This window comes from Streptomyces sp. SLBN-118, assembly GCF_006715635.1.
GTDB lineage: Bacteria > Actinomycetota > Actinomycetes > Streptomycetales > Streptomycetaceae > Streptomyces.
This window is the reverse complement of the sequence record NZ_VFNP01000001.1, coordinates 1,710,055-1,730,019: the sequence shown is the minus strand read 5'-3', so window position 1 is coordinate 1,730,019 and position 19,965 is coordinate 1,710,055. Positions and strand designations below refer to the sequence as shown.

The window sequence follows — 19,965 nt, the reverse complement described above, 5'->3', positions numbered from 1 at the left end:
CTGGGAACTCGGTCGGATGCGGGATTGTCTGCGGGCTTACTTGACGCCGAGCGAGGCGTCTTCGACCTCGGGCTTGCCCTCGGCCCTGAGGACCTTGTTGAGCAGCGTCAGGTCGTAGATGCCGGTCAGGTCGGGCTTCTCCAGCAGGCCCGCCTTCACCGCGTGGTCGGCCTCGGTCCGGAGCGTGGTGGCCAGCGGGTCGTCGGTGAACCGGATCGACTTCCACGCCGGGTCGATCACCTCGGGCGCCAGCGCCTTGCCGGTGAGCTCCTCGAGCTTGGCGTTCGCGGACGCCTTCGCCTTGTCCGGGTTGGCGTTGATCCACGCGTTGGTCTTCACCGAACCGCGCAGCACGGCCTCGACGACGTCTGGGTGATCCTTGAGGAACTTCTGCGACACGATGACGTTCGTGATCACGAACTTCTTCTCGGGCCACAGCGACGACTCGTCGAGCAGCACCTTCGCGCCCTCGCTGACCAGTTTGGACGCCGTCGGCTCCGGCACCCAGGCGCCGTCGATGGAACCGGACTTGTAGGCGTCGGGCGCCACCTTGTTCTCCGTACGGACGACGGAGACATCACCCTTGCCGCTCTGGGCGTCGACCTTCCAGCCCTTCTCGGCGATCCAGTTCAGGAACGCGACGTCCTGGGTGTTGCCGAGCTGGGGCGTGGCGATCTTCTTGCCCGTGAGGTCGTCCAGGGTCTTGATCTTGTCCGGGTTGACGACCAGCTTCACGCCGCCGGAGGCCGAACCGCCGATGATGCGCAGGTTCTTGCCCTTGGACTTGATGTAGCCGTTGATGGACGGCGAGGGGCCGATGAAGCCGATGTCGATGGAGCCCGCGTTCAGCGCCTCGATCTCGGAGGGTCCTGCGTTGAAGGTGGTCGAGGCGAACTTGGTGCCGCCCAGCTCCTTCTGGATCAGACCCTCCTGGTCGCCGACCAGCGCCGTGGCGTGCGTCAGGTTCTGGAAGTAGCCGACCTTGACGGTGTCGACGGAGAGCTTCTCGCCCTTGGCGGCGGGAGCGACCTTGTCGTCCTTCGCCTCCGAACCGTAGCCGCAGGCGGTGAGCGCCACAGCGAGCACGGGAAGGGCGGCGGCAGCGGCGAGGCTGCGGCGCACGGTGGTTCGGCTGGCAGGCACGGGAGGTTTTCCTCTCGGAGGCCCGGTTCTTACGTCACGTGGGACGCGGCCGGGGTGTCGGCGGTCTTCGTCGGTGCAGGCTGTGGGGGGTGCGGGCGCGCAGGCAGTGCGCGTACGTCATCGCGCACATCGCGCCACCCCGCCCGTGCCCGCGCCGAGGGTGCCGCTGCCGACGCGGCCGCCCTCCTTCGCGAACGTGCCGAAGAAGTCGGCTGTCATCAGAAGTCCCAGCCCTCGTCGTCGGCCACGTGCACGGTCGCGGCGTCGGTGGCGAAGGAGTCGCCCGCCATGCCGGCCGCCAGCGTGGTCCCGTCGGCGGGGTCGATCAGCAGGAAGGACCCGGTTCGGCGGGAGTCGGCGTACGAGTCGAGCGCGAGCGGCTCGGCCGTACGGACCTTGACGAGGCCGATGTCGTTGGCGACCAGCTGCCCCGGGTTCGGGTGCTGGGACAGGTCGTCGAGGGTCAGCCGGGAGGGGATCTCCTTGACGATCGCCTTGACCGTGCGGGTGGTGTGCTTGAGCAGCACCCGCTGGCCGACGGTCAGCGGCTGGTCGGCGACATGGCAGACCGTCGCCTCGACGTCCTGGGTGGTCGCGGGCGTATCGCCGCTCGGCACGATCAGGTCGCCTCGCGAGATGTCGATGTCGTCCTCCAGCAGGAGGGTGACGGACTGCGGGGTCCAGGCGATGTCCACCGATTCGCCGAGCAGATCGATCCCGGCGATCTTCGACGTACGGCCTGCGGGCAGCACGGTGACCTGCTCGCCGACGCGGAACGTACCGGCCGCGATCTGTCCCGCGTAGCCCCGGTAGTCGGGGTGCTCGGCGGTCTGCGGACGGATCACGTACTGCACGGGAAGCCGGGCGTGGCAGCCGGTCAGATCGTGGCTGACCGGGACCGTCTCCAGGTGCTCCAGGACGGTCGGTCCGCCGTACCAGTCCATGTTGGCGCTGGGCTCCACGACGTTGTCGCCCGCCAGTGCCGAGATCGGAATCGCCGTGATCTCGGGAACGCCCAGGGACGCGGCGTACGCGGTGAACTCCTCGGCGATCGCGGCGAAGACGGGCTCGGCGTAGTCGACGAGGTCCATCTTGTTGACGGCGAGGACGACATGCGGGACGCGCAGCAGGGCGGCGACTGCGGCATGGCGGCGGGTCTGCTCGACAACGCCGTTGCGGGCGTCGACCAGCACCACTGCCAGCTCGGCCGTGGACGCGCCGGTGACCATGTTCCGGGTGTACTGCACATGCCCCGGAGTGTCGGCGAGGATGAACCGCCTGCGCGCGGTGGCGAAGTAGCGGTAGGCGACATCGATGGTGATGCCCTGCTCACGCTCGGCCCGCAGACCGTCCGTGAGCAGCGCCAGGTCCGGTGTCTCCTGGCCGCGTGAGCGGGAGGCGTGCTCGACGGCCTCCAGCTGGTCGGTCAGCACCGACTTGGAGTCGTGCAGCAGCCGCCCGACGAGGGTGGACTTGCCGTCGTCGACGGACCCGGCGGTGGCGAAACGCAGCAGGGTGGTGGCCGAGATCCCGGCGAGCTGATCGGTCGTGGTGCTCATGGCTAGAAGTACCCTTCGCGCTTGCGGTCTTCCATCGCGGCCTCGGACATCTTGTCGTCGGCGCGGGTGGCGCCCCGCTCGGTGAGCCGGGATGCGGCGATCTCGGCGATCACGGCGTCGAGCGTGGTGGCGTCGGAGTCGACGGCGCCGGTGCAGGACATGTCGCCGACGGTGCGGTAGCGGATCAGCCGCGTCTCGACGCTCTCCGACTCCTTGGGGCCGCCCCACTCGCCGGCGGTCAGCCACATGCCGTTACGGGCGAAGACCTCACGCTCGTGCGCGAAGTAGATCTCGGGCAGCTCGATCTTCTCGCGCTCGATGTACTGCCAGACGTCCAGCTCGGTCCAGTTGCTCAGGGGGAACACCCGGACGTGCTCGCCGGGCGCGTGGCGGCCGTTGTAGAGCTGCCACAGCTCGGGCCGCTGGCGGCGCGGGTCCCACTGCGAGAACTCGTCGCGCAGCGAGAACACCCGCTCCTTGGCGCGCGCCTTCTCCTCGTCACGGCGGCCGCCCCCGAACACCGCGTCGAAACGGTGCTGCTGAATCGCCTCGGTCAGCGGCACCGTCTGCAGCGGGTTGCGCGTCCCGTCGGGACGCTCGCGCAGCTTCCCGGCGTCGATGTACTCCTGTACGGACGCCACGTGCAGCCGGAGACTGTGCTGCGCCACCGCGCGGTCGCGGTACTCCAGCACCTCGGGGAAGTTGTGTCCGGTGTCCACGTGCAGCAGCGAGAAGGGGATCGCGGCCGGGGCGAAGGCCTTCAGCGCCAGATGCAGCATGACGATGGAGTCCTTGCCGCCGGAGAAGAGAATCACCGGCCGCTCGAACTCGCCCGCCACCTCGCGGAAGATGTGCACCGCCTCGGACTCCAGCGCATCCAGGTGCGACAGTGCGTACGGGCTGTCCGTGCCCTCGTTCAGCGCAGCGACGGCTCTCATGCCAGACCCCTCTCGGTGAGCAGCGCGTGAAGCGCCGCCGCGGACTCCTGCACGGTCTGCTGGTGCGACTCGATCCGCAGATCCGGGCTCTGCGGCTCCTCGTACGGGTCGTCGACACCGGTCAGACCGCTGATCTCGCCGGCGGCCGCTTTGGCGTAGAGGCCCTTCACATCGCGTACGGAGCAGACCTCCACCGGAGTCGCGACATGCACCTCGAGGTACGGGGTGCCTTCGGTGGCGTGGCGCTTGCGGACGGCCTCCCGGCTGTCCTCGTACGGAGCGATCACCGGTACCAGCGCCTTGACGCCGTTGGACGCCAGCAGTTCGGCGACGAAGCCGATCCGCTGGACATTGGTGTGCCGGTCCTCCCGGCTGAAGCCGAGGCCCGCGGAGAGGAACTCGCGGATCTCGTCGCCGTCGAGCACCTCGGTCCGGTGTCCCTCGGCGCGCAGCCGCTCCGCCAGCTCGTAGGCGATGGTGGTCTTGCCCGCGCTCGGCAGCCCGGTGAGCCAGACGGTGGCCCCAGTCACGTGTTTGTCTCCCAGAATCGTCATCCGTGCAGCCCGCATTCGGTCTTGCCCCGCCCGGCCCAACGGCCGGCCCGGGCGTCCTCGCCCTCCAGCACCCGGCGGGTGCAGGGTGCGCAGCCGACCGAGGCGTAGCCGTCCATCAGCAGCGGGTTGGTGAGGACGCCGTGCTCGGCGACGTAGGCGTCAACGTCGTCCTGCGTCCAGCGGGCGATCGGCGAGATCTTGACCTTCTGCCGCTTCTCGTCCCAGCCGACGACGGGGGTGTTCGCCCGGGTCGGAGACTCGTCACGGCGCAGGCCCGTCGCCCATGCCTCGTACGCGGTCAGTCCCTCTTCGAGGGGCTTGACCTTCCGCAGGGCGCAGCACAGGTCGGGGTCGCGGTCGTGCAGCTTCGGGCCGTACTCGGCGTCCTGCTCGGCCACCGACTGACGGGGTGTGAGCGTGATGAGGTTGACGTCCATCACGGCCTCGACCGCGTCGCGGGTGCCGATGGTCTCGGGAAAGTGGTAGCCGGTGTCGAGGAAGACGACGTCGACGCCGGGAAGGGCACGGGAGGCGAGATGGGCGACCACCGCGTCCTCCATGGAGGAGGTGACGCAGAAGCGTGGCCCGAAGGTGTCCGCCGCCCAGTTGAGGATCTCCAGGGCGGAGGCGTCTTCGAGTTCCCGCCCGGCCCGCTCGGCGAGTTCCTTCAGGTCTGTGGCCTGAGTGGTCGTCATATCCTGTCCCCTCCGTCGTCGGTGCGCTGAAGTCCTCGGGTCAGCAGCCCGAGGAACTTCAGCTGGAAGGCTCGATTGCAGGCTCCGCATTCCCAGGCGCCGTGGCCCTGCTCGCTGGGACGCAGGTCCTCGTCACCGCAGTAGGGGCAGTAGAAGGGCGCGGCACGCTCGCTCACGACAGTGCCTCCTCGGAGGCGCGCGCCGCCCAGGTGGCGAAGCGCTCGCCGTCCTCGCGCTCCTTCTGGAAGCGCCTGAGCACCCGCTCGACGTAGTCGGGCAGCTCGGCCGATGTGACCTTCAGGCCACGGACCTTGCGACCGAACCCCGCCTCCAGGCCGAGCGCGCCGCCCAGGTGCACCTGGAAGCCCTCGACCTGGTTGCCCTCGTCGTCCAGGACCAGCTGGCCCTTGAGACCGATGTCCGCGACCTGGATACGGGCGCAGGCGTTGGGGCAGCCGTTGAGGTTGATGGTGATCGGCTGGTCGAACTCGGGGATGCGGCGCTCGAGTTCGTCGATCAGCGAGGCTCCGCGCGCCTTCGTCTCGACGATCGCCAGCTTGCAGAACTCGATACCGGTGCAGGCCATCGTGCCGCGCCGGAACGGCGAGGGGTTGACCCGCAGGTCCAGCGCCTCGAGGCCGGACACGAGCGTCTCGACCTGCGCCTCCTCGACATCGAGCACGATCATCTTCTGCTCGGCGGTGGTACGCAGCCGGCCCGAGCCGTGCGCGGCGGCCAGTTCGGCGATCTTGGTGAGCGTGGCGCCGTCCACCCGTCCGACGCGCGGCGCGAACCCGACGTAGAAACGTCCGTCCTGCTGCCGGTGTACGCCGACGTGGTCGCGCCACTGCTGTACGGGCTGTTCGGGGGCGGGCCCGTCCACCAGCTCGCGCTTCAGGTACTCGTCCTGAAGGACCTGGCGGAACTTCTCGGCGCCCCAGTCGGCGACCAGGAACTTCAGCCGGGCGCGGGTGCGCAGCCGGCGGTAGCCGTAGTCGCGGAAGATCGAGATGACGCCCTCGTAGACGTCGGGCACCTCGTCGAGGGGGACCCAGGCGCCCAGCCGGACACCGATCTTGGGGTTGGTGGAAAGACCGCCGCCGACCCACAGGTCGAAGCCGGGGCCGTGCTGCGGATGGTTCACGCCGACGAAGGCGATGTCGTTGATCTCGTGCGCGACGTCCAGCAGCGGCGATCCGGAGATCGCCGACTTGAACTTGCGCGGCAGGTTGGAGAAGGCGGGGTTGCCCACGATCCGGCGGTGGATCTCGTCGACGGCGGGGGTGCCGTCGATGATCTCGTCCTCGGCGATCCCGGCGACGGGCGAGCCGAGAATGACGCGGGGTGTGTCACCGCAGGCCTCGGTGGTCGACAGGCCGACCTCTTCGAGACGGCGCCAGATCTCCGGGACGTCCTCGATCCGGATCCAGTGGTACTGGACGTTCTGCCGGTCGGTGATGTCGGCGGTGCCGCGCGCGAACTCCTGCGAGAGCTCGCCGATGACGCGCAGCTGATCGGTGGTCAGCCGCCCGCCGTCGATGCGCACACGCAGCATGAAGTACTTGTCGTCCAGCTCCTCCGGCTCCAGGATCGCGGTCTTGCCGCCGTCGATCCCGGGCTTGCGCTGGGTGTAGAGCCCCCACCAGCGCATCCGTCCGCGCAGGTCGGCGCCGTCGATCGAGTCGAAGCCTCGGTGGGCGTAGATCGTCTCAATGCGTGTCCGCACATTGAGACCGTCGTCGTCCCTCTTGGTCTGCTCATTGGCGTTCAGCGGCGTCATGTGTCCAACAGCCCACTGGCCCTCGCCGCGGTGGCGTCCGGCCTTGCGGCGGGGCGTGGCGGTAGCAGGCTGTTCGGGGGTGGCGGCCATGGCGATATGTCCTTCGAGACTGCAGGAGGGCGGCTCTGAGCTGCACACTCGCGCGAGGCGCGACGGTGCGCAGGGGGATGAGATGAATGCGGGAGGCTCGGCTGTGCTGTTCTGTCAGCAGGCCGGACAGATGGCGCTGGACATGCGGCCGAGGTCGACGTGCCGCCGACTCACCAAGGCAATTCCAGTTCCAGACATGACGGAAGCGTGTCATGGCGGTCCAAGGGCAGTCCACCATTATCCAGAATGTGGACAAGTCCGTCCCGCATCGCGAGACAGTGTGGCCCTCGTCACTCAGCCGTGCGCACCGGGCCAGGGGCCGGGGGTGGCCGCCTCGGTCTCCTGCTCGACCTTCGTGTCGAACAGAGTGAAGCCCCGCCGCAGATAGTTGTCCATCGCATGGGGGCCGTCCTTGGAGCAGGTGTGCAGCCAGACCCGCTTCGTCGGCGCGAGAGCCGGCCAGCGCTCCGCCAGGTCCCAGGCCCGCGCGACCCCGTACGACAGCAGATGGCCGCCGATCCGGCGTCCGCGGAAGGCCGGGATCAGACCGAAGTAGACGATCTCGACGGAGCCCCCGTCCTGCGCCTCCAGCTCCACATAACCGGCCGGGGTGCCCTTCTCGTACGCCACCCAGGTCTCGGTGCCCGGCCGCGCGAGCAGTTCCTCCCACTGTGCGTACGTCAGGGCGAGCCGGTCGCTCCAGTGGATGTCACCGCCGACCGCCGAATAGAGGAAGCGGCTGAACTCCGGCGAGGGCTCCTCGGCGCGGACGATCCGCAGATCCTCTCCCGGCGCGGGGGACGGGCGAAGATCCGCGGGGGATGTCTGCTCCAGGGACCACGTGGTCACGGTGATGCTCATGTGCGCCAGGGAACCATGCCTCCCTGACCAGGCCAAAGCCGTTGCGGAGCGTGCAGGGACGGTCACCGCTCCCCGCGGCGCGCCCGGCGCACCCCGGGGGCCGTGGAGTGCGGCAGCAACTCGGCCGGTTCGGCAGGCCCGACCAGTTCCACCTCGACGTCCTCGGCGAAGCGGTAGGGACGGTGCGCCAGCACCTGCGCCAGATGCCGCCGCAGTCGCGACATCTCGGCCCGAATCGTCACCGTTCGCGTCGGGTCCTCGAAGATGTCCTGTGCCAGCTGCGCCGCGCTGCGCCCGTCGGGATACAGCGCCAGGACATACAGCAGCTCGGCATGGCGCGGGCTGAGCTCCTTGGCCCAGCTGCCCGCCTCGCCCGAGACGGTCACAAAAGGCCGCCGGGGCAGGCTGAGATCCAGGACCAGCCGGGTCGGCGCCGCCGTGGACCGCTCCTCCACCCGCACCAGCCAGCCGCCGGGCAACGGTTCGACCGAGCACATGCCAAGCGAGGGCAGCCAGAGGCGGCTGCCGACCGATTTCGGCAGCGGGAGCCGGCCGGGCGCCTGCATCCCGGTGACCGCGGCGGGCCAGCCGTTCAGATCCACGGCCAGCGCACGGCCCGTCATCCGTCCGAGCAGCGGCGAGGCCACCGTACGCAGCCGGTCCAGCGTCGCGAAGTGCGCGTTGCGCAGCTCCGCCTCCGCGAGCCTGGTCACCATGGTGACCAGTTTGAGGGTCGCCGGGTGCATCGTGGACAGCGGTCCGCTGACGTCGACCACACCGATGAGCCTGCCGTCGCGCGGATCGGTGACCGGAGCGCCCGCACAGGTCCAGGTGTCGTGCGTCGAGACGAAGTGCTCGGCGGAGTGCACCTGGACGGGCCGCCGGGAAACCAGGGAGGTGCCGACACCGTTGGTTCCCACGAGGCTCTCGCTCCAGTCGGCGCCGACGACGAAGCCGTGCGCGTCGCCCTTGCGCAGCACCGACGACCTGCCCTCGCGCCACAGCACCCGCCCCTCGGGGTCCGCGACGACCATGATGTGCTGCGCCGCCTCCGCGATGGAGACGAGACCGTCCCGCAGGACGGGCAGCACCTCCCGCAGCGGGGATTCCTGCCGGCGGCGTTCGATCTCTTCCAGCGGCAGCAGCCCGGCTCTGCGGTCCCGGTCGGGATCCACGCCGCGGCGCAGCATCCGCTGCCACGACTCCTCGATGTCGGCCCGCGGGGCGAGGCGGGAACGGCGCCCGCTGAGCGCGGCGTCCCGTACCCCCTTCAGCAGCCGCGTGGCTTGCGCGGTGTCCATGGCAGAGAGCCTGGCCAGGTCGAGCGTGGTGTTCTGCACTGGGTCCTCCCGGGCGACGCCGTCGTCCGAGCGCGGGGGCGGTCAGGGGGTGTCTGCCGGATCAGACCTGATCCGGCAGACACCCGCCGGCTCAATCCTCCCCCTCACGGGCACCACCCCGCGGCGATACGGCGCACAAGGCTGCAACCCTTTGCAACCCTCGCGAACGGGCGTGCCCTTGCACGAAGGTGACGGTGCACCGGTTCGCCGGTGGTCGTGCGCCGCACCGCGGGCGCACGACGCAGCGCGGGGTGGTGCCGTGTCGGCGCAGCACCACCCCGACAGCCGCCCCGACGGGGTGTCACACCACGGCTCGTGCCCGCTTCACGACCGACGCCAGACCGAGGGTGTGCGGCAGCGTGCCGAAGGCAGCGCCCCAGTCCCCGCCGAGGCGTGACGCGCAGAACGAGTCCGCCACCTCCGGCGGCGCCCAGCGCACCAGCAGCGACCCCTGAAGCACCAGCGCCATCCGCTCCACCAGCCTGCGCGCCCGTGCCTCGATGCCGTCCAGATCGGCCAGTTCACTGAGCAGAGCCTTGATCGCCGCATCGAGCCGGTGATCGGCGCCCCGCGCCTGTCCGACCTCCGTAAGGAAGGCGTTCAGCGCCTGCGGTTCCCGCTGGATCGCGCGCAGCACGTCCAGCGCCTGTACGTTGCCCGAGCCTTCCCAGATCGAGTTGAGCGGCGACTCGCGCAGCAGCCTCGGCAGCCCCGACTCCTCCACATAGCCGTTGCCGCCCAGACACTCCAGGGCCTCGGCCACGGTCGGCGTACAGCGTTTGGTCACCCAGTACTTGGCGGCGGGTACGGCGAGCCGCAGGAAGGCCCGCTCCTCCTCCCTGTCGGCGTCGTACGCGGCGGCGAGCCGCAGCGCCAGCGTCGTGGCCGCCTCCGACTCCAGCGCCAGATCGGCCAGTACGTTGCGCATCAGCGGCTTGTCGATCAACAGCCCCCCGAACGCGCTGCGATGGGCGCTGTGGTGGATCGCCTGCGCCACCGACTGCCGCATCAGCGCGGCCGATCCGACGACACAGTCCAGGCGCGTCGCCGCCACCATCTCGATGATGGTGCGCACCCCGCGGCCCTCCTCGCCGACCCGGCGCGCCCAGGTCCCCTCGAACTCGACCTCGCTCGATGCATTGGACCTGTTGCCCAGTTTCTCCTTGAGCCGCTGGATCCGGAACACGTTCCGGGTCCCGTCCGGAAGCACCCGCGGCACCAGGAAGCAGGTCAAACCACCGGCCGCCTGGGCGAGTACCAGGAAGCCGTCACACATCGGAGCGGAGCAGAACCACTTGTGACCGGTGAGCAGGTACTCCCCGTCGCCGGCGATCGGCTCGGCCCGGGTCGTATTGGCCCTGACGTCGCTGCCGCCCTGCTTCTCGGTCATCCCCATTCCGAAGAGGGACCCCGCTTTCTCCGAGGCGGGCCGCAGCCCCTCCTCGTACACCTCGGAGGTCAGCCGCGGCTCCCACTCGGCCGCCAGCACCGGGTCCGTGCGCAGCGCGGGCACGGAGGCGTGGGTCATCGACACCGGACAGCCGTGCCCGGCCTCGGCCTGCGACCACACCAGGAACCCGGCCGCCCGGCGCACATGCCCGGCCGGCCGGCCCCAGGCGTTGGTCAGCCCGGACGAGACGGCCTTGCCGAGCAGCCGGTGCCAGGCCGGATGGAACTCGACCTCGTCGGTCCGGTTCCCGTACCGGTCGTGCGTCCGCAGTTTTGGCGGATTCTCATTGGCCTGCACCCCCCATCCCTGGGCCTGGGCGGAGCCCGCGGTGCTGCCGAGGAGCGAAAGGTCCTCCCGCACACCGTCGAGGAACTCGGGAGCGACATGCCGCTCCACGGCCTCCGTGAGGGCCCGGTCGGACGCGTAGACGTCGTACCCCACCAGGGGCGGAGCCTGGTTGGTCACTGTGTGGGTGCTGGGTGCCATGCCGCTACGGTAAGGAGGTGCAGGCAGCAAACGAAACACCCGAGCGGCCAAGGGGCCGACTCCACCGGGCCCGAGTCCTCTACCGCAATGTCTCGAAGCGGAAGATGGCATGGCTGCTGCTGAAAGACACGGTCAATTCGTGCATCGAGTACCGCATCCTCGGTCTCGCCGCCGAGGCGGCCTTCTTCACACTGCTGTCGCTGCCGCCCCTGATGCTCAGCATCATCGGTCTCCTCGGCTATATCGACGAATGGACCAACACCACCACGGTCGCCTCGATCGAGGCGAACATCCTTGACGCGGTAGGCACGGTCCTCTCCGACCGTGGCGTCAACGAGATCGCCAAGCCCCTGCTGGACGACGTCACCCACGGCGGCCGGCCGGACATCATCTCCATCGGCTTCGCGATCGCCCTGTGGTCGGGATCGCGGGCGGTGAACGTCTTCATCGACACGATCACAGTGATGTACGGCCTCGACGGCCAGCGCGGCATCGTCGCCACCCGGCTGCTCGCGTTCCTGCTCTACATCGTGGCGCTGCTGATCGGCGCGGTGGTCCTGCCGCTGGCGGTCGTCGGCCCCGACAGGGTGGTCGAGCTCGTCCCGTGGGGCACGGAAGTGGTCAGCATCCTGTACTGGCCGGTGGTCACCCTGCTCTCGGTCGCCTTCCTGACAACGCTCTACCACGTGTCCGTCCCCGTCCGTTCCCCCTGGATCGAGGACGTCCCCGGCGCGCTGGTGGCGCTCGGCATGTGGGTGCTCGGCAGCTTCCTGCTCCGCATCTACCTCACCAGCACGGTCGAGGGCCCCACGATCTACGGCTCGCTCGCCGCCCCCATCGCCGTACTGCTCTGGATCGGCCTCACCGCCTTCGCGGTCCTGGTGGGCGCCGCGGTCAATGCCGCGATCGACCGCGTCTGGCCGTCGGTGGCCACCGCGGCGGCCCGCGCGGCCAATGAGCGCCTGCGCGCGGCCAACGCGGTGGAGCTCGTGGCACGGGCGAAGGCGGCGCATGTCCTCGACGACAACGGCGAGACCAACGAGGACGACCACGACGACGAGGACGAGGACGGGGACCAGGGCGGCGGGGACATGCCCTCGGAGTTCCCCGAACGGTGGTCGCGTTTCCTGCCGCCCGACGACGTGAGGTCCCGGCTGCACACGGGACGGGACAACGGGCGGGGCAGCGACAAGGAGAACAAGGACTGAAGGACCGGCGGACGGGGCCAGCCTCGACGGTGTGTACGAGGAATGGCCGTCGAAGCTCGCCGGCGCCGTCGTCTGGACGCTCCCTGAGCCTGCGGCCGGATCATATGAAGCTCGCCGCGCCTGTCCCACGACGCCAGGCACGCGTGCGGCTCCAGTGAGGTGTGCACCTGTGGCTCGGCCGGGAACGTGGCCTCGACCAGACGCCCGTCCTCGCCCTGCTCGCGGGCCCGGTCGATGCGAGAGAGACGGCCATGTCGGAGACGACGAGGCCGATCGCATCGAGTCGTGGAGTCATGACGCCACCGTAGGCAGGGCCCATCTTGAGGTCTTGAACGAATCGGACGTCGTTGGGCGCGCGGCGGGGCCGCTTGGGGCGTCACAGATTCGTAAGGCGGACCGGTGTCTGGAGGGCCCTGCGTGCAGAGCACACTGGCCCTATGCACAACATTCTGGTCGTCGACGACGATCCGACCGTCGCCGAAGTCGTCACCGGCTATCTGGAACGCGCGGGCTTCACCGTGGACCGGGCCGCCGACGGGCGGCAGGCGCTGCGGATCGCCGCCGACCGGCTGCCCGATCTGGTCGTCCTGGATCTCATGCTGCCGGGGATGGACGGCCTGGAGGTGTGCCGCAGGCTCAGGGCCGGAGCCTCCGCCACCGTACCGGTGATCATGCTGACCGCCCGCGGCGACGAGGACGACCGGATCCTCGGGCTCGAAATAGGGGCTGACGACTATGTGACCAAGCCGTTCAGCCCGCGCGAGCTGGTGCTGAGGGTCGAGTCCGTACTGCGGCGCAGGGGCTCCGCGGAGCAACGGCGCGGCGGGCCCGAGCTGGCCGCCGCGGGCATCGTGCTGGACCCGGCGGCCCGGCGCGCCACCAAGGACGGGCGTGAACTGGGCCTGACCCTTAGGGAGTTCGACCTGCTCGCGCATCTGATGCGGCACCCCGGCGAGGCGATCGGCCGGGAGCGCCTGATGCAGGATGTGTGGGGCTGGGAGTTCGGCGACCTGTCCACCGTGACGGTCCATGTACGGCGGCTGCGCGGCAAGATCGAGGACGATCCGGCCAGGCCCCGGCTGATTCAGACGGTGTGGGGAGTGGGCTACCGCTTCGACGTGCCACGGGAAGAGGCCTGACCACCATGAGCGACATGCTCCTCATCGCGCTCTTCGCCTTCCTCGGGGCCGCCGCCGTCGGTCTGCTCGGGGCGCTGGTTCTACGTCTGCTGCGCCACCGGTCCGTGGTCGTCTCGCTCACCGTCGTCGCCGCAGTCGCGGTCACCGCCATGCTCGCCGGGACGCTCGCCGTCGCCCAGGCGATGTTCCTGTCCGCGCACGATCTCAGCGTCGTGACCACGGTCGTCGCGATGGCCGCGGTCGTCTCGCTCGTCACCGCTCTGCTGCTCGGCCGCTGGGTCGTCGCGCGCAGCCGCGAACTCGCCCTGGCGGCACGCTCGTTCGGCGACGGCGGCTCGTTCGCCGCCCCCGACGGCGCCTCCACCGCCGAACTGGCCGCGCTCAGCCGCGAACTTGCCGCCACCAGCGAACGGCTCGCGGCCTCCCGTGATCGCGAACGCGCCCTGGAGACCTCCCGCCGTGAGCTCGTCGCCTGGATCTCGCACGATCTGCGCACCCCGCTCGCCGGACTGCGCGCCATGTCCGAGGCTCTGGAGGACGGGATGGTCGCCGACCCGGCCCGCTACCACCGCCAGATGCGCACCGAGGTCGACCGCCTCAACTCCATGGTCGGCGACCTTTTCGAGCTTTCGCGCATCCACGCGGGCGCGCTGGCCCTGACACCCACCCGGATGTCGGTGTACGACCTGGTGGGGGAGGCGCTCGCCGGCGCCGACCCGCTGGCCCGCGAGCACGGCGTACGCCTCGTCGGGGACATGGTCGAGCAGGTCCCGGTCGAGGTGGACGGCAAGGAGATGACCCGCGTCCTGGCCAACCTCCTGGTCAACGCCATCCGCCGGACACCCGCCGACGGCACGGTCGCCGTCGCCGCCGAACGCCGCGACGACTGGGTGGTCCTCTCCGTCACCGACGGCTGCGGCGGTATCCCGGACGAAGACCTGCCGCGGGTCTTCGACACCGGCTGGCGCGGCACCCAGGCCCGTACGCCCCCGGCGGGCGCGGGACTCGGCCTCGCCATTGTCCGCGGCATCGTCGAGGCGCACGCGGGCCACGCCGACGTACGCAATGTGACGGGCGGCTGCCGCTTCGAGGTGTCGCTGCCCGCGGCCGCGCACAGCGGTTGACCGCACAGTCCGCCGGGCATGACTGAGGGCCCCGCCCCAGGCCCCGTGTGCGAGGTCTGGGGCGGGGCCCCTGCCGGTCAGTTCGCTGCCGCTGCGGCCCGCGACGCGGTGCTCGTTCCCTCCGCCGCTGCCGGCGCGGGAGCAAGAAGCCGCTCGGCGAGGTGGCCGAAGACCAACCCGAAGACGGTCCAGACCGTGACCTGGATCGCGAGCGTCGCCAGTCGGAACTCCCAGACCACCGTGGCGGGGAAGCCCTTCGGCACCTCGTTGAACGAGGGCAGGAAGGCGAACGCGAGCCCGGCCGCAACGACGAACGCGGCCGTGGCGGCGACGGTCGCGTTCCAGTTGCCCAGCCTGGGCGCCAGGCGCTTGCCGAGGATCACCGCGGCGATCGAGAGCAGGACACTGAGCAGGATCATCAGGAAGTACAGCGTCGTCCGCTTGCCGATGGTTTCGGGGTCGCCGACGGCAGGGGGATTCGGCGGGTACTTCAGATACGGCACGACGTACACGCTCAGCAGGGCGCCGAACGCGACCAGCGCGGCCGTGGCGCGCGGGCCGAACCGGCCGATGCGGCCGAGCGCGAAACAGAACGCGAGGGCGGCGATACCGCCGATCGCGACGCCGAAGAGCAGCACTCCGGTGGCGAGACCGGCCGTGGACTGCATGGTGCGGCTGACGAGTTCCTCGCCGCCGTGCTCATGGGCGTGGCTCTCCTCGAACGCGATGGCGGCATCTACCGGACCCTCGCCGAGCAGATAGGCGACGACCAGCGCGAAGGCGCCCGCGATCAGGCCCGCGAGCATGCCGCGGACCAGCAGGGCTCTGACAGAAATGGAGTTCATGCGCTTTCCCCTGGATTCTCAGTGGCAGGGGAAGCCGAGCAGATGGCGTCCGTCGTGGACCCACTCGTGCACGTTCTCACCGGAGATGAGCGAGGTGGCGCCCTGCTCGGCGCCGATGAAGTAGAGCAGGACGAGCATCAGAACGCCGAAGAACAGCGCCCAGGGAGCGATCGCCTTCAGCGAGATGGGGGTGATGGCCGGTGCGGCGGTGGCGGGCGCGGCAGACTGTGCCATGGCAGAACCTCCTGGGGGAACACGCGTCCCGATCGTGGTGCCTGAGACGAAGGTGCCGGGTCTGACTTCCCACGCTCCCCCAGGGGAACGGGTTCACAGTGGCGCGACCGTGCCGGATTCTCACCGGACTTCCGTCACACCCTCGTCATGTACACGAGACCGTACCGCGTGTTGGCCTGCGACGCTACGGCGCACGGGGGCGTACAGGGGCCTCCAACACCCGTGATGTGCTTGGGCCATGGGCCGCGGCGGGAGAAGGGCGTACGGGATGACGGTACGGGTGATGTTGGTCTCACCTGCGACGAGCGCGGCGCTGCGGGAGGCCCGCTTCGGCGGGGACGGTCCGCTGGACGAGGCGGGAGCACGGCACGCGCGGGCCGCGGCGGGTGCGCCGGCGAGGGCGGACCGGTTCCTGAGCGGGCCCTCCCGGCGCTGCCGGGAGACTGCCGCGGAGTTGGGGGCCGGGGCAGCCGTAGCCGAGGTCTTGGAGGAACTCGGCGACTGGGACATGGGGAGCTGGCGGGGGCGGCGGCTGGACGAGGTCGGTGTGAGCGAACCGGAGGCGGTGTCGGCCTGGCTGACCGACCCGGCGGCCGCACCGCACGGCGGCGAGTCGCTGCTGGCGCTGTGCGAACGGGTGGGCGGCTGGCTGCAGTCGCTGCCGGACGACGCCGGGAGGGTGCTGGCGGTCACCGAACCTGCCGTGGCACGGGCGGCGGTCGTCCACGCGCTGGCTCTGCCCGCGGAGGCGTTCTGGCGGCTGGACGTCGAGCCGCTGACGCTGACGGAGCTGAGCGGGCGGGCGGGGCGGTGGAACCTGCGGTGCGGGAGGCCGCTGGGCGGGGAGTCGGGATGAGCGGACGCCTGCGGCGGGCCCCACGCGGCGGAGCCGCACGTCGATACAGCCACACCCCGTCCTCTCCTACGGCTTGGGGGCCGAGGGAGGTACCCCCATCCCGCTGTGACAACTTGCGGCTTCGCCGCGTGGGGGGCTTCGCCCCAGACCCCTGCGCCCGCTTCGCGGCGCGAACCGGGGCTCCATCCACCCCATACGCGCTTCGCGCTTGTGCTCAATCGCCGTAGGGCTGAACTTGCCCTCCGGCGTCGGAAGGGGCGCGGGTGGTCAGGGTTCGCCCGCGAAACCATCCACCGGGCAGCAATCACCAACGCCCCGTGGCCCAGGTTCACCACGGACCCTGGACGCCGTCCGAAGACGGCTCCACCGTCGGCGGAAAGGCGCTGGCCACCCGCACGGACGCGGTGCACAGCATCACCGTCACGCAGCTGCCGGACGCCAAGTCCCTCGCTTTCAAGACCATCGAGACGTATGGCGACGGCACGGTGGACCGCTGGATCGAGCTCCCGGGCGGCGGCGCGGAGCCGGAGAACCCGGCGCCGGTGCTCGCCCTGAAGCCGGCAGCACCGGGGCCGCGGCGAGTAGGGCCGCACCGACCCCGACCCCGTCCGCCTCCGCGCCAACGACGGAGCCGAGCACGCCCACGACCGGGGCGACCGAGGAGGCGGCCGAGAAGGACGACGACGGCGACGGCGCCACCATCGCGGTCATCGTCGCCGCCGTGGTGATCGCCGGGGGCATCCGTATGGTCGTTCAGGCGCAACCGGGGAACCGGCTCCGCCTGACGGCGGGGCCGGGCGGCCGGGCGCGCTTCAGGGCTCACCCGGCCCGCCCGGCGTCACCCCCGCCCGAGTTCAGCGGCTGTTCCGTCCAGATGACCTTGCCGTCGGGCGTGTACCGCGTACCCCAGCGGTCCGCGAACTGCGCCACCAGGAACAGGCCCCGGCCCCCCTCGTCCGTGATCGCCGCCTGCCGCAGATGCGGGGACGTACTGCTGTGGTCGGAGACCTCGCAGATCAGGGTGCGGTCACGGATCAGCCGTACCCGGATCGGGCCGGTGGCGTACCGGATCGCGTTGGTGACCAGCTCGCTGAGAATCAGCTCCGTCGTGAACGCCTCCTCCTCCAGCTCCCACTCGGCCAGCTTGCTCGTCACCGCGGCCCTCACCCGCCGCACGGCCGCCGGATCGGGCGGCACGTCCCAGTCGGCCACCCGGCCTGAACCCAGTACCCGCGTACGGCCGACCAGCAGCGCGATGTCGTCACGCGGGCGTTCCGGAAGCAGCGCCTTGAGCACCGCCTCGCAGGTCTCCTCCGGGGTGCGGTCCGCGTTGTCCGCCAGTGTGTGGCGCAGCAGGGTCAGGCCCTCGTCGATGTCCCTGTCCCGGTCCTCGACCAGGCCGTCCGTGTACAGCACCAGCCTGCTGTCCTCGGGAAGCTGAAGCTCCAGCGTCTCGAAGGGAAGACCGCCGAGCCCGAGCGGCGGGCCGCCGGGTACATCGGCGAAGACCGCGGTGCCGTCGGAGTGGACGATCACCGGTTGGAGATGGCCCGCACGTGCCATCGCGCAGCGTCCGGTAACGGGGTCGTAGATGGCGTAGACGCAGGTGGCTCCGGTGACTGAGGCGTCCGAGCCGTTGGAGCCCGCCGAGCCGTCGCCCGCCTCGTCCTGGTCGATGCGGGCGACCAGCTCGTCCAGATGCCACAGCAGCTCGTCGGGCGGCAGGTCCAGCGTCGAGAAGTTGTGGACCGCGGTGCGCAGCCGGCCCATGGTGGCCGCGGCGTGCAGGCCGTGCCCGACGACGTCGCCCACCACGAGCGCGACCCGCGCGCCGGGCAGCGGGATGATGTCGAACCAGTCGCCGCCGACTCCGCCGAGCCCCCCGAGTCCGGCCTGTGCCGGCCGGTAGCGGTAGGCGGCGTCCACGGCGTTCTGCTCGGGCAGCACGCGCGGCAGCAGGCTGCGCTGGAGGGTGATCGCCATGGTGTGCTCGCGGGTGTAGCGGCGGGCGTTGTCGATGCTCACCGCGGCCCGTGCGACCAGCTCCTCGGCGACGGAGAGGTCCTCCTCCTCGAACGGCTCGGGCTTCTCGGAGCGCCAGAACATCGCCACGCCGAGGATCACCCCGCGGGCCCGCAGCGGTACCGCGATCATCGAGTGGATGCCGTGTTCGACGAGCTTGCGCGCCCGGTCCGGGTCCTGGTTCTGCCATCCCGTGTACGCGGACAGATCCGCTTCCAGGACCGCCTCGCCCATGCGGATGCCGAGGCCGAGCGGGGTCGAGGGCACGAAGCGGATCAGCTTGCCCAGGGGGTAGAGCGCGGTGTCCTCGCGCAGACCGCTGAAGGCGGTGCGGCGCATGTCCGTGCCGACGCCGGTGACCGGCGGCTCCTCGCCGCGCAAGACGGACTCCACCAGGTCGACGGTGGCGTAGTCCGCGAACCGGGCCGCCGCGAACTCCGCCAGCTCCTCGCAGGTGCGCACCACATCCAGTGTGGTGCCGATCTCCGTGCCCGCGTCGTAGAGCAGCTTGAGCCGCCCCCGCGCCACATCGGCCTTTCCGGTCAGGGCCTGCAGCTCGGTGGTGTCCCGCAGGGTCGCGACGCTGCCGGGCGGCCCGCCGGCCTGGTCGGTCGAGCGCTGGTTCACCGCGAGCAGCCGGTCGCCGACCAGATGCAGTTCGTCGGTGGCCGTCCGCCCCGATGCCAGCAGCCTGGCGGTGAGCGGATCGAGCCCGAGCTCGGTGACGGGGGCTCCTTCGACATGGTCGGGAAGAGCGAGCAGCCGGCGTGCCTCGTCGTTGGCGAGCAGCAGCCGGCCGTCGCCGCCGACGATGAGCACACCCTCCCGCACGGCATGCAGCACCGCGTCGTGGTGCTCGTACATCCGGGTCATCTCCAGCGGCCCGAGACCGTGCGTCTGGCGCCGCAGCCGCCTGCTCACCAGCGCGGTCCCGCCGGTGGTGACGAGCAGCACCGCCCCGGTGGCGCCGAACAGCAGCGGGAACTGGTCCTCGACAACACCGCTGACATGCTCGATGGTGATCCCGGCGGAGACCATCCCGATGACCTTGCCACTGCTGTCAGTGACCGGGACGACGGCCTGGACGAGCGGCCCGATGGTCCCGATGATCTTTTCGGTGCTGACCTCGCCGGCGAGCGCGGGCTGCAGATTGCCGACGAATTTCTTGCCGATCCGGTCGGGCAGCGGATGCGTGTAGCGGATCCCCTCGGTGTTCAGTACGACGATGAAGTCGACCCCGGAGCTCTTACGGGCCGCTTCGGCGCGTGGCTGGAGCACGAGAGTTGGATTGGCAGCCTTGAGTGCTTCGTCGATTCCCGGCGAATTGGCGAAGGCCTGGGCCACGGCGACGGATCGGTTCTTCGCCTCGCGCTCGGTGTCGGACCTGGACTGCAGCACAAGCGCCACCATGGCGGCAGCGACCAGCAACACCACGATCGCCAGCTGCAGGAGAAAGACCTGACCTGCGACAGTTCGCATTCTCAGAACCGAGCGCGGGCGGCCGTAGCGTCCGGCCATGTCCTATTTCTACACCTCCCGCCTACGGTGAGCTATCTGCGCACCGTAGAACTCGGAGGCCGCCCGCGCGACGTGTTCGCGACAGTTTCTGTTACCGGAATGACCGAGTCCCCTTCGTTGTGC

At 70.3% G+C, this 19,965-nt stretch carries 19 protein-coding genes; 5 read left to right on the top strand and 14 right to left on the bottom strand.

The genetic code is table 11. The features are described 5' to 3' along the window. Window positions 1–36 precede the first annotated feature (36 nt). From FBY35_RS07820 to FBY35_RS07775, 11 genes are all read right to left on the bottom strand, one after another. Complete coding sequence (locus FBY35_RS07820) at window positions 37–1,143, bottom strand: aliphatic sulfonate ABC transporter substrate-binding protein (protein ID WP_142213076.1); 1,107 nt, start codon at window positions 1,141–1,143, stop codon at window positions 37–39. A gap of 218 nt (window positions 1,144–1,361) precedes the next feature. Further along, window positions 1,362–2,702 carry a sulfate adenylyltransferase subunit 1 gene (locus FBY35_RS07815; protein ID WP_142213075.1) on the bottom strand — a complete coding sequence of 447 codons (1,341 nt, stop codon included), beginning with the start codon at window positions 2,700–2,702 and terminating at the stop codon, window positions 1,362–1,364. A gap of 2 nt (window positions 2,703–2,704) precedes the next feature. After that, complete coding sequence (gene cysD / locus FBY35_RS07810) at window positions 2,705–3,640, bottom strand: sulfate adenylyltransferase subunit CysD (protein WP_142213074.1); 936 nt, start codon at window positions 3,638–3,640, stop codon at window positions 2,705–2,707. Beyond that, window positions 3,637–4,209 (bottom strand): adenylyl-sulfate kinase, encoded by a 573-nt coding sequence (gene cysC, locus FBY35_RS07805; RefSeq protein WP_186356878.1) that lies wholly within the window; start codon window positions 4,207–4,209, stop codon window positions 3,637–3,639. Before cysC ends, cysD begins: the two co-directional genes overlap by 4 nt. Further along, the gene (locus FBY35_RS07800; RefSeq protein WP_142213072.1) at window positions 4,191–4,889 is read right to left on the bottom strand and encodes a phosphoadenylyl-sulfate reductase; all 699 of its coding nucleotides are present in this window, start codon (window positions 4,887–4,889) and stop codon (window positions 4,191–4,193) included. The genes cysC and FBY35_RS07800 overlap by 19 nt, the downstream gene beginning before the upstream one ends. Then, complete coding sequence (locus FBY35_RS07795; protein WP_142213071.1) at window positions 4,886–5,065, bottom strand: hypothetical protein; 180 nt, start codon at window positions 5,063–5,065, stop codon at window positions 4,886–4,888. The genes FBY35_RS07800 and FBY35_RS07795 overlap by 4 nt, the downstream gene beginning before the upstream one ends. Next, window positions 5,062–6,759, bottom strand: coding sequence for a nitrite/sulfite reductase (locus FBY35_RS07790; protein WP_142213070.1), 1,698 nt, complete (start codon window positions 6,757–6,759; stop codon window positions 5,062–5,064). The genes FBY35_RS07795 and FBY35_RS07790 overlap by 4 nt, the downstream gene beginning before the upstream one ends. 114 nt (window positions 6,760–6,873) lie before the next feature. Continuing rightward, on the bottom strand, window positions 6,874–6,957 hold the full coding sequence (locus tag FBY35_RS37705; RefSeq protein WP_313904670.1) for a putative leader peptide: 84 nt from the start codon (window positions 6,955–6,957) through the stop codon (window positions 6,874–6,876). 96 nt (window positions 6,958–7,053) lie between these two features. Then, entirely contained in the window at window positions 7,054–7,620 is a 567-nt protein-coding gene (locus tag FBY35_RS07785) for a GNAT family N-acetyltransferase (protein ID WP_142213069.1), read from the bottom strand. Window positions 7,621–7,682: 62 nt separating this feature from the next. Further along, a complete protein-coding gene (locus FBY35_RS07780) occupies window positions 7,683–8,960 on the bottom strand; it encodes a GAF domain-containing protein (RefSeq protein ID WP_142213068.1) in 1,278 nt (425 codons plus the stop codon). Between the two features lie 301 nt (window positions 8,961–9,261). After that, the gene (locus FBY35_RS07775) at window positions 9,262–10,896 is read right to left on the bottom strand and encodes an acyl-CoA dehydrogenase family protein (protein WP_142213067.1); all 1,635 of its coding nucleotides are present in this window, start codon (window positions 10,894–10,896) and stop codon (window positions 9,262–9,264) included. A gap of 17 nt (window positions 10,897–10,913) precedes the next feature. On the opposite strand from FBY35_RS07775, the gene FBY35_RS07770 reads away from it, so the two are divergent. The 3 genes from FBY35_RS07770 to FBY35_RS07755 all read left to right on the top strand — a co-directional run bounded on the left by FBY35_RS07770 (window position 10,914) and on the right by FBY35_RS07755 (window position 14,367). After that, window positions 10,914–12,104: a YihY/virulence factor BrkB family protein gene (locus FBY35_RS07770; RefSeq protein ID WP_142213066.1), complete on the top strand. Its 1,191-nt coding sequence runs from the start codon at window positions 10,914–10,916 to the stop codon at window positions 12,102–12,104. Between the two features lie 437 nt (window positions 12,105–12,541). Further along, window positions 12,542–13,243, top strand: coding sequence for a response regulator transcription factor (locus FBY35_RS07760; protein WP_142213065.1), 702 nt, complete (start codon window positions 12,542–12,544; stop codon window positions 13,241–13,243). 5 nt (window positions 13,244–13,248) lie between these two features. Continuing rightward, entirely contained in the window at window positions 13,249–14,367 is a 1,119-nt protein-coding gene (locus FBY35_RS07755) for a sensor histidine kinase KdpD (protein ID WP_142213064.1), read from the top strand. A 77-nt stretch (window positions 14,368–14,444) separates the two neighbouring features. On the opposite strand, the gene FBY35_RS07750 is transcribed toward FBY35_RS07755, so the two are convergent. Both FBY35_RS07750 and FBY35_RS07745 read right to left on the bottom strand, forming a co-directional pair. Next, on the bottom strand, window positions 14,445–15,212 hold the full coding sequence (locus FBY35_RS07750; RefSeq protein WP_142213063.1) for a CbtA family protein: 768 nt from the start codon (window positions 15,210–15,212) through the stop codon (window positions 14,445–14,447). Between the two features lie 18 nt (window positions 15,213–15,230). Beyond that, on the bottom strand, window positions 15,231–15,446 hold the full coding sequence (locus FBY35_RS07745; protein ID WP_142213062.1) for a CbtB-domain containing protein: 216 nt from the start codon (window positions 15,444–15,446) through the stop codon (window positions 15,231–15,233). 268 nt (window positions 15,447–15,714) lie between these two features. Between FBY35_RS07745 and FBY35_RS07740 the strand changes: the two genes are divergently transcribed. Together FBY35_RS07740 and FBY35_RS07735 are read left to right on the top strand one after the other, a co-directional pair. Beyond that, a complete protein-coding gene (locus FBY35_RS07740) occupies window positions 15,715–16,302 on the top strand; it encodes a histidine phosphatase family protein (RefSeq protein WP_142213061.1) in 588 nt (195 codons plus the stop codon). Window positions 16,303–16,565: 263 nt separating this feature from the next. Further along, entirely contained in the window at window positions 16,566–17,030 is a 465-nt protein-coding gene (locus FBY35_RS07735) for a DUF1775 domain-containing protein (RefSeq protein WP_186356877.1), read from the top strand. Window positions 17,031–17,121: 91 nt separating this feature from the next. Here the strand turns inward: FBY35_RS07735 and FBY35_RS07730 are convergent, their stop codons facing one another. Continuing rightward, window positions 17,122–19,842 carry a SpoIIE family protein phosphatase/ATP-binding protein gene (locus FBY35_RS07730; protein WP_142213060.1) on the bottom strand — a complete coding sequence of 907 codons (2,721 nt, stop codon included), beginning with the start codon at window positions 19,840–19,842 and terminating at the stop codon, window positions 17,122–17,124. Window positions 19,843–19,965: the final 123 nt, after the last annotated feature.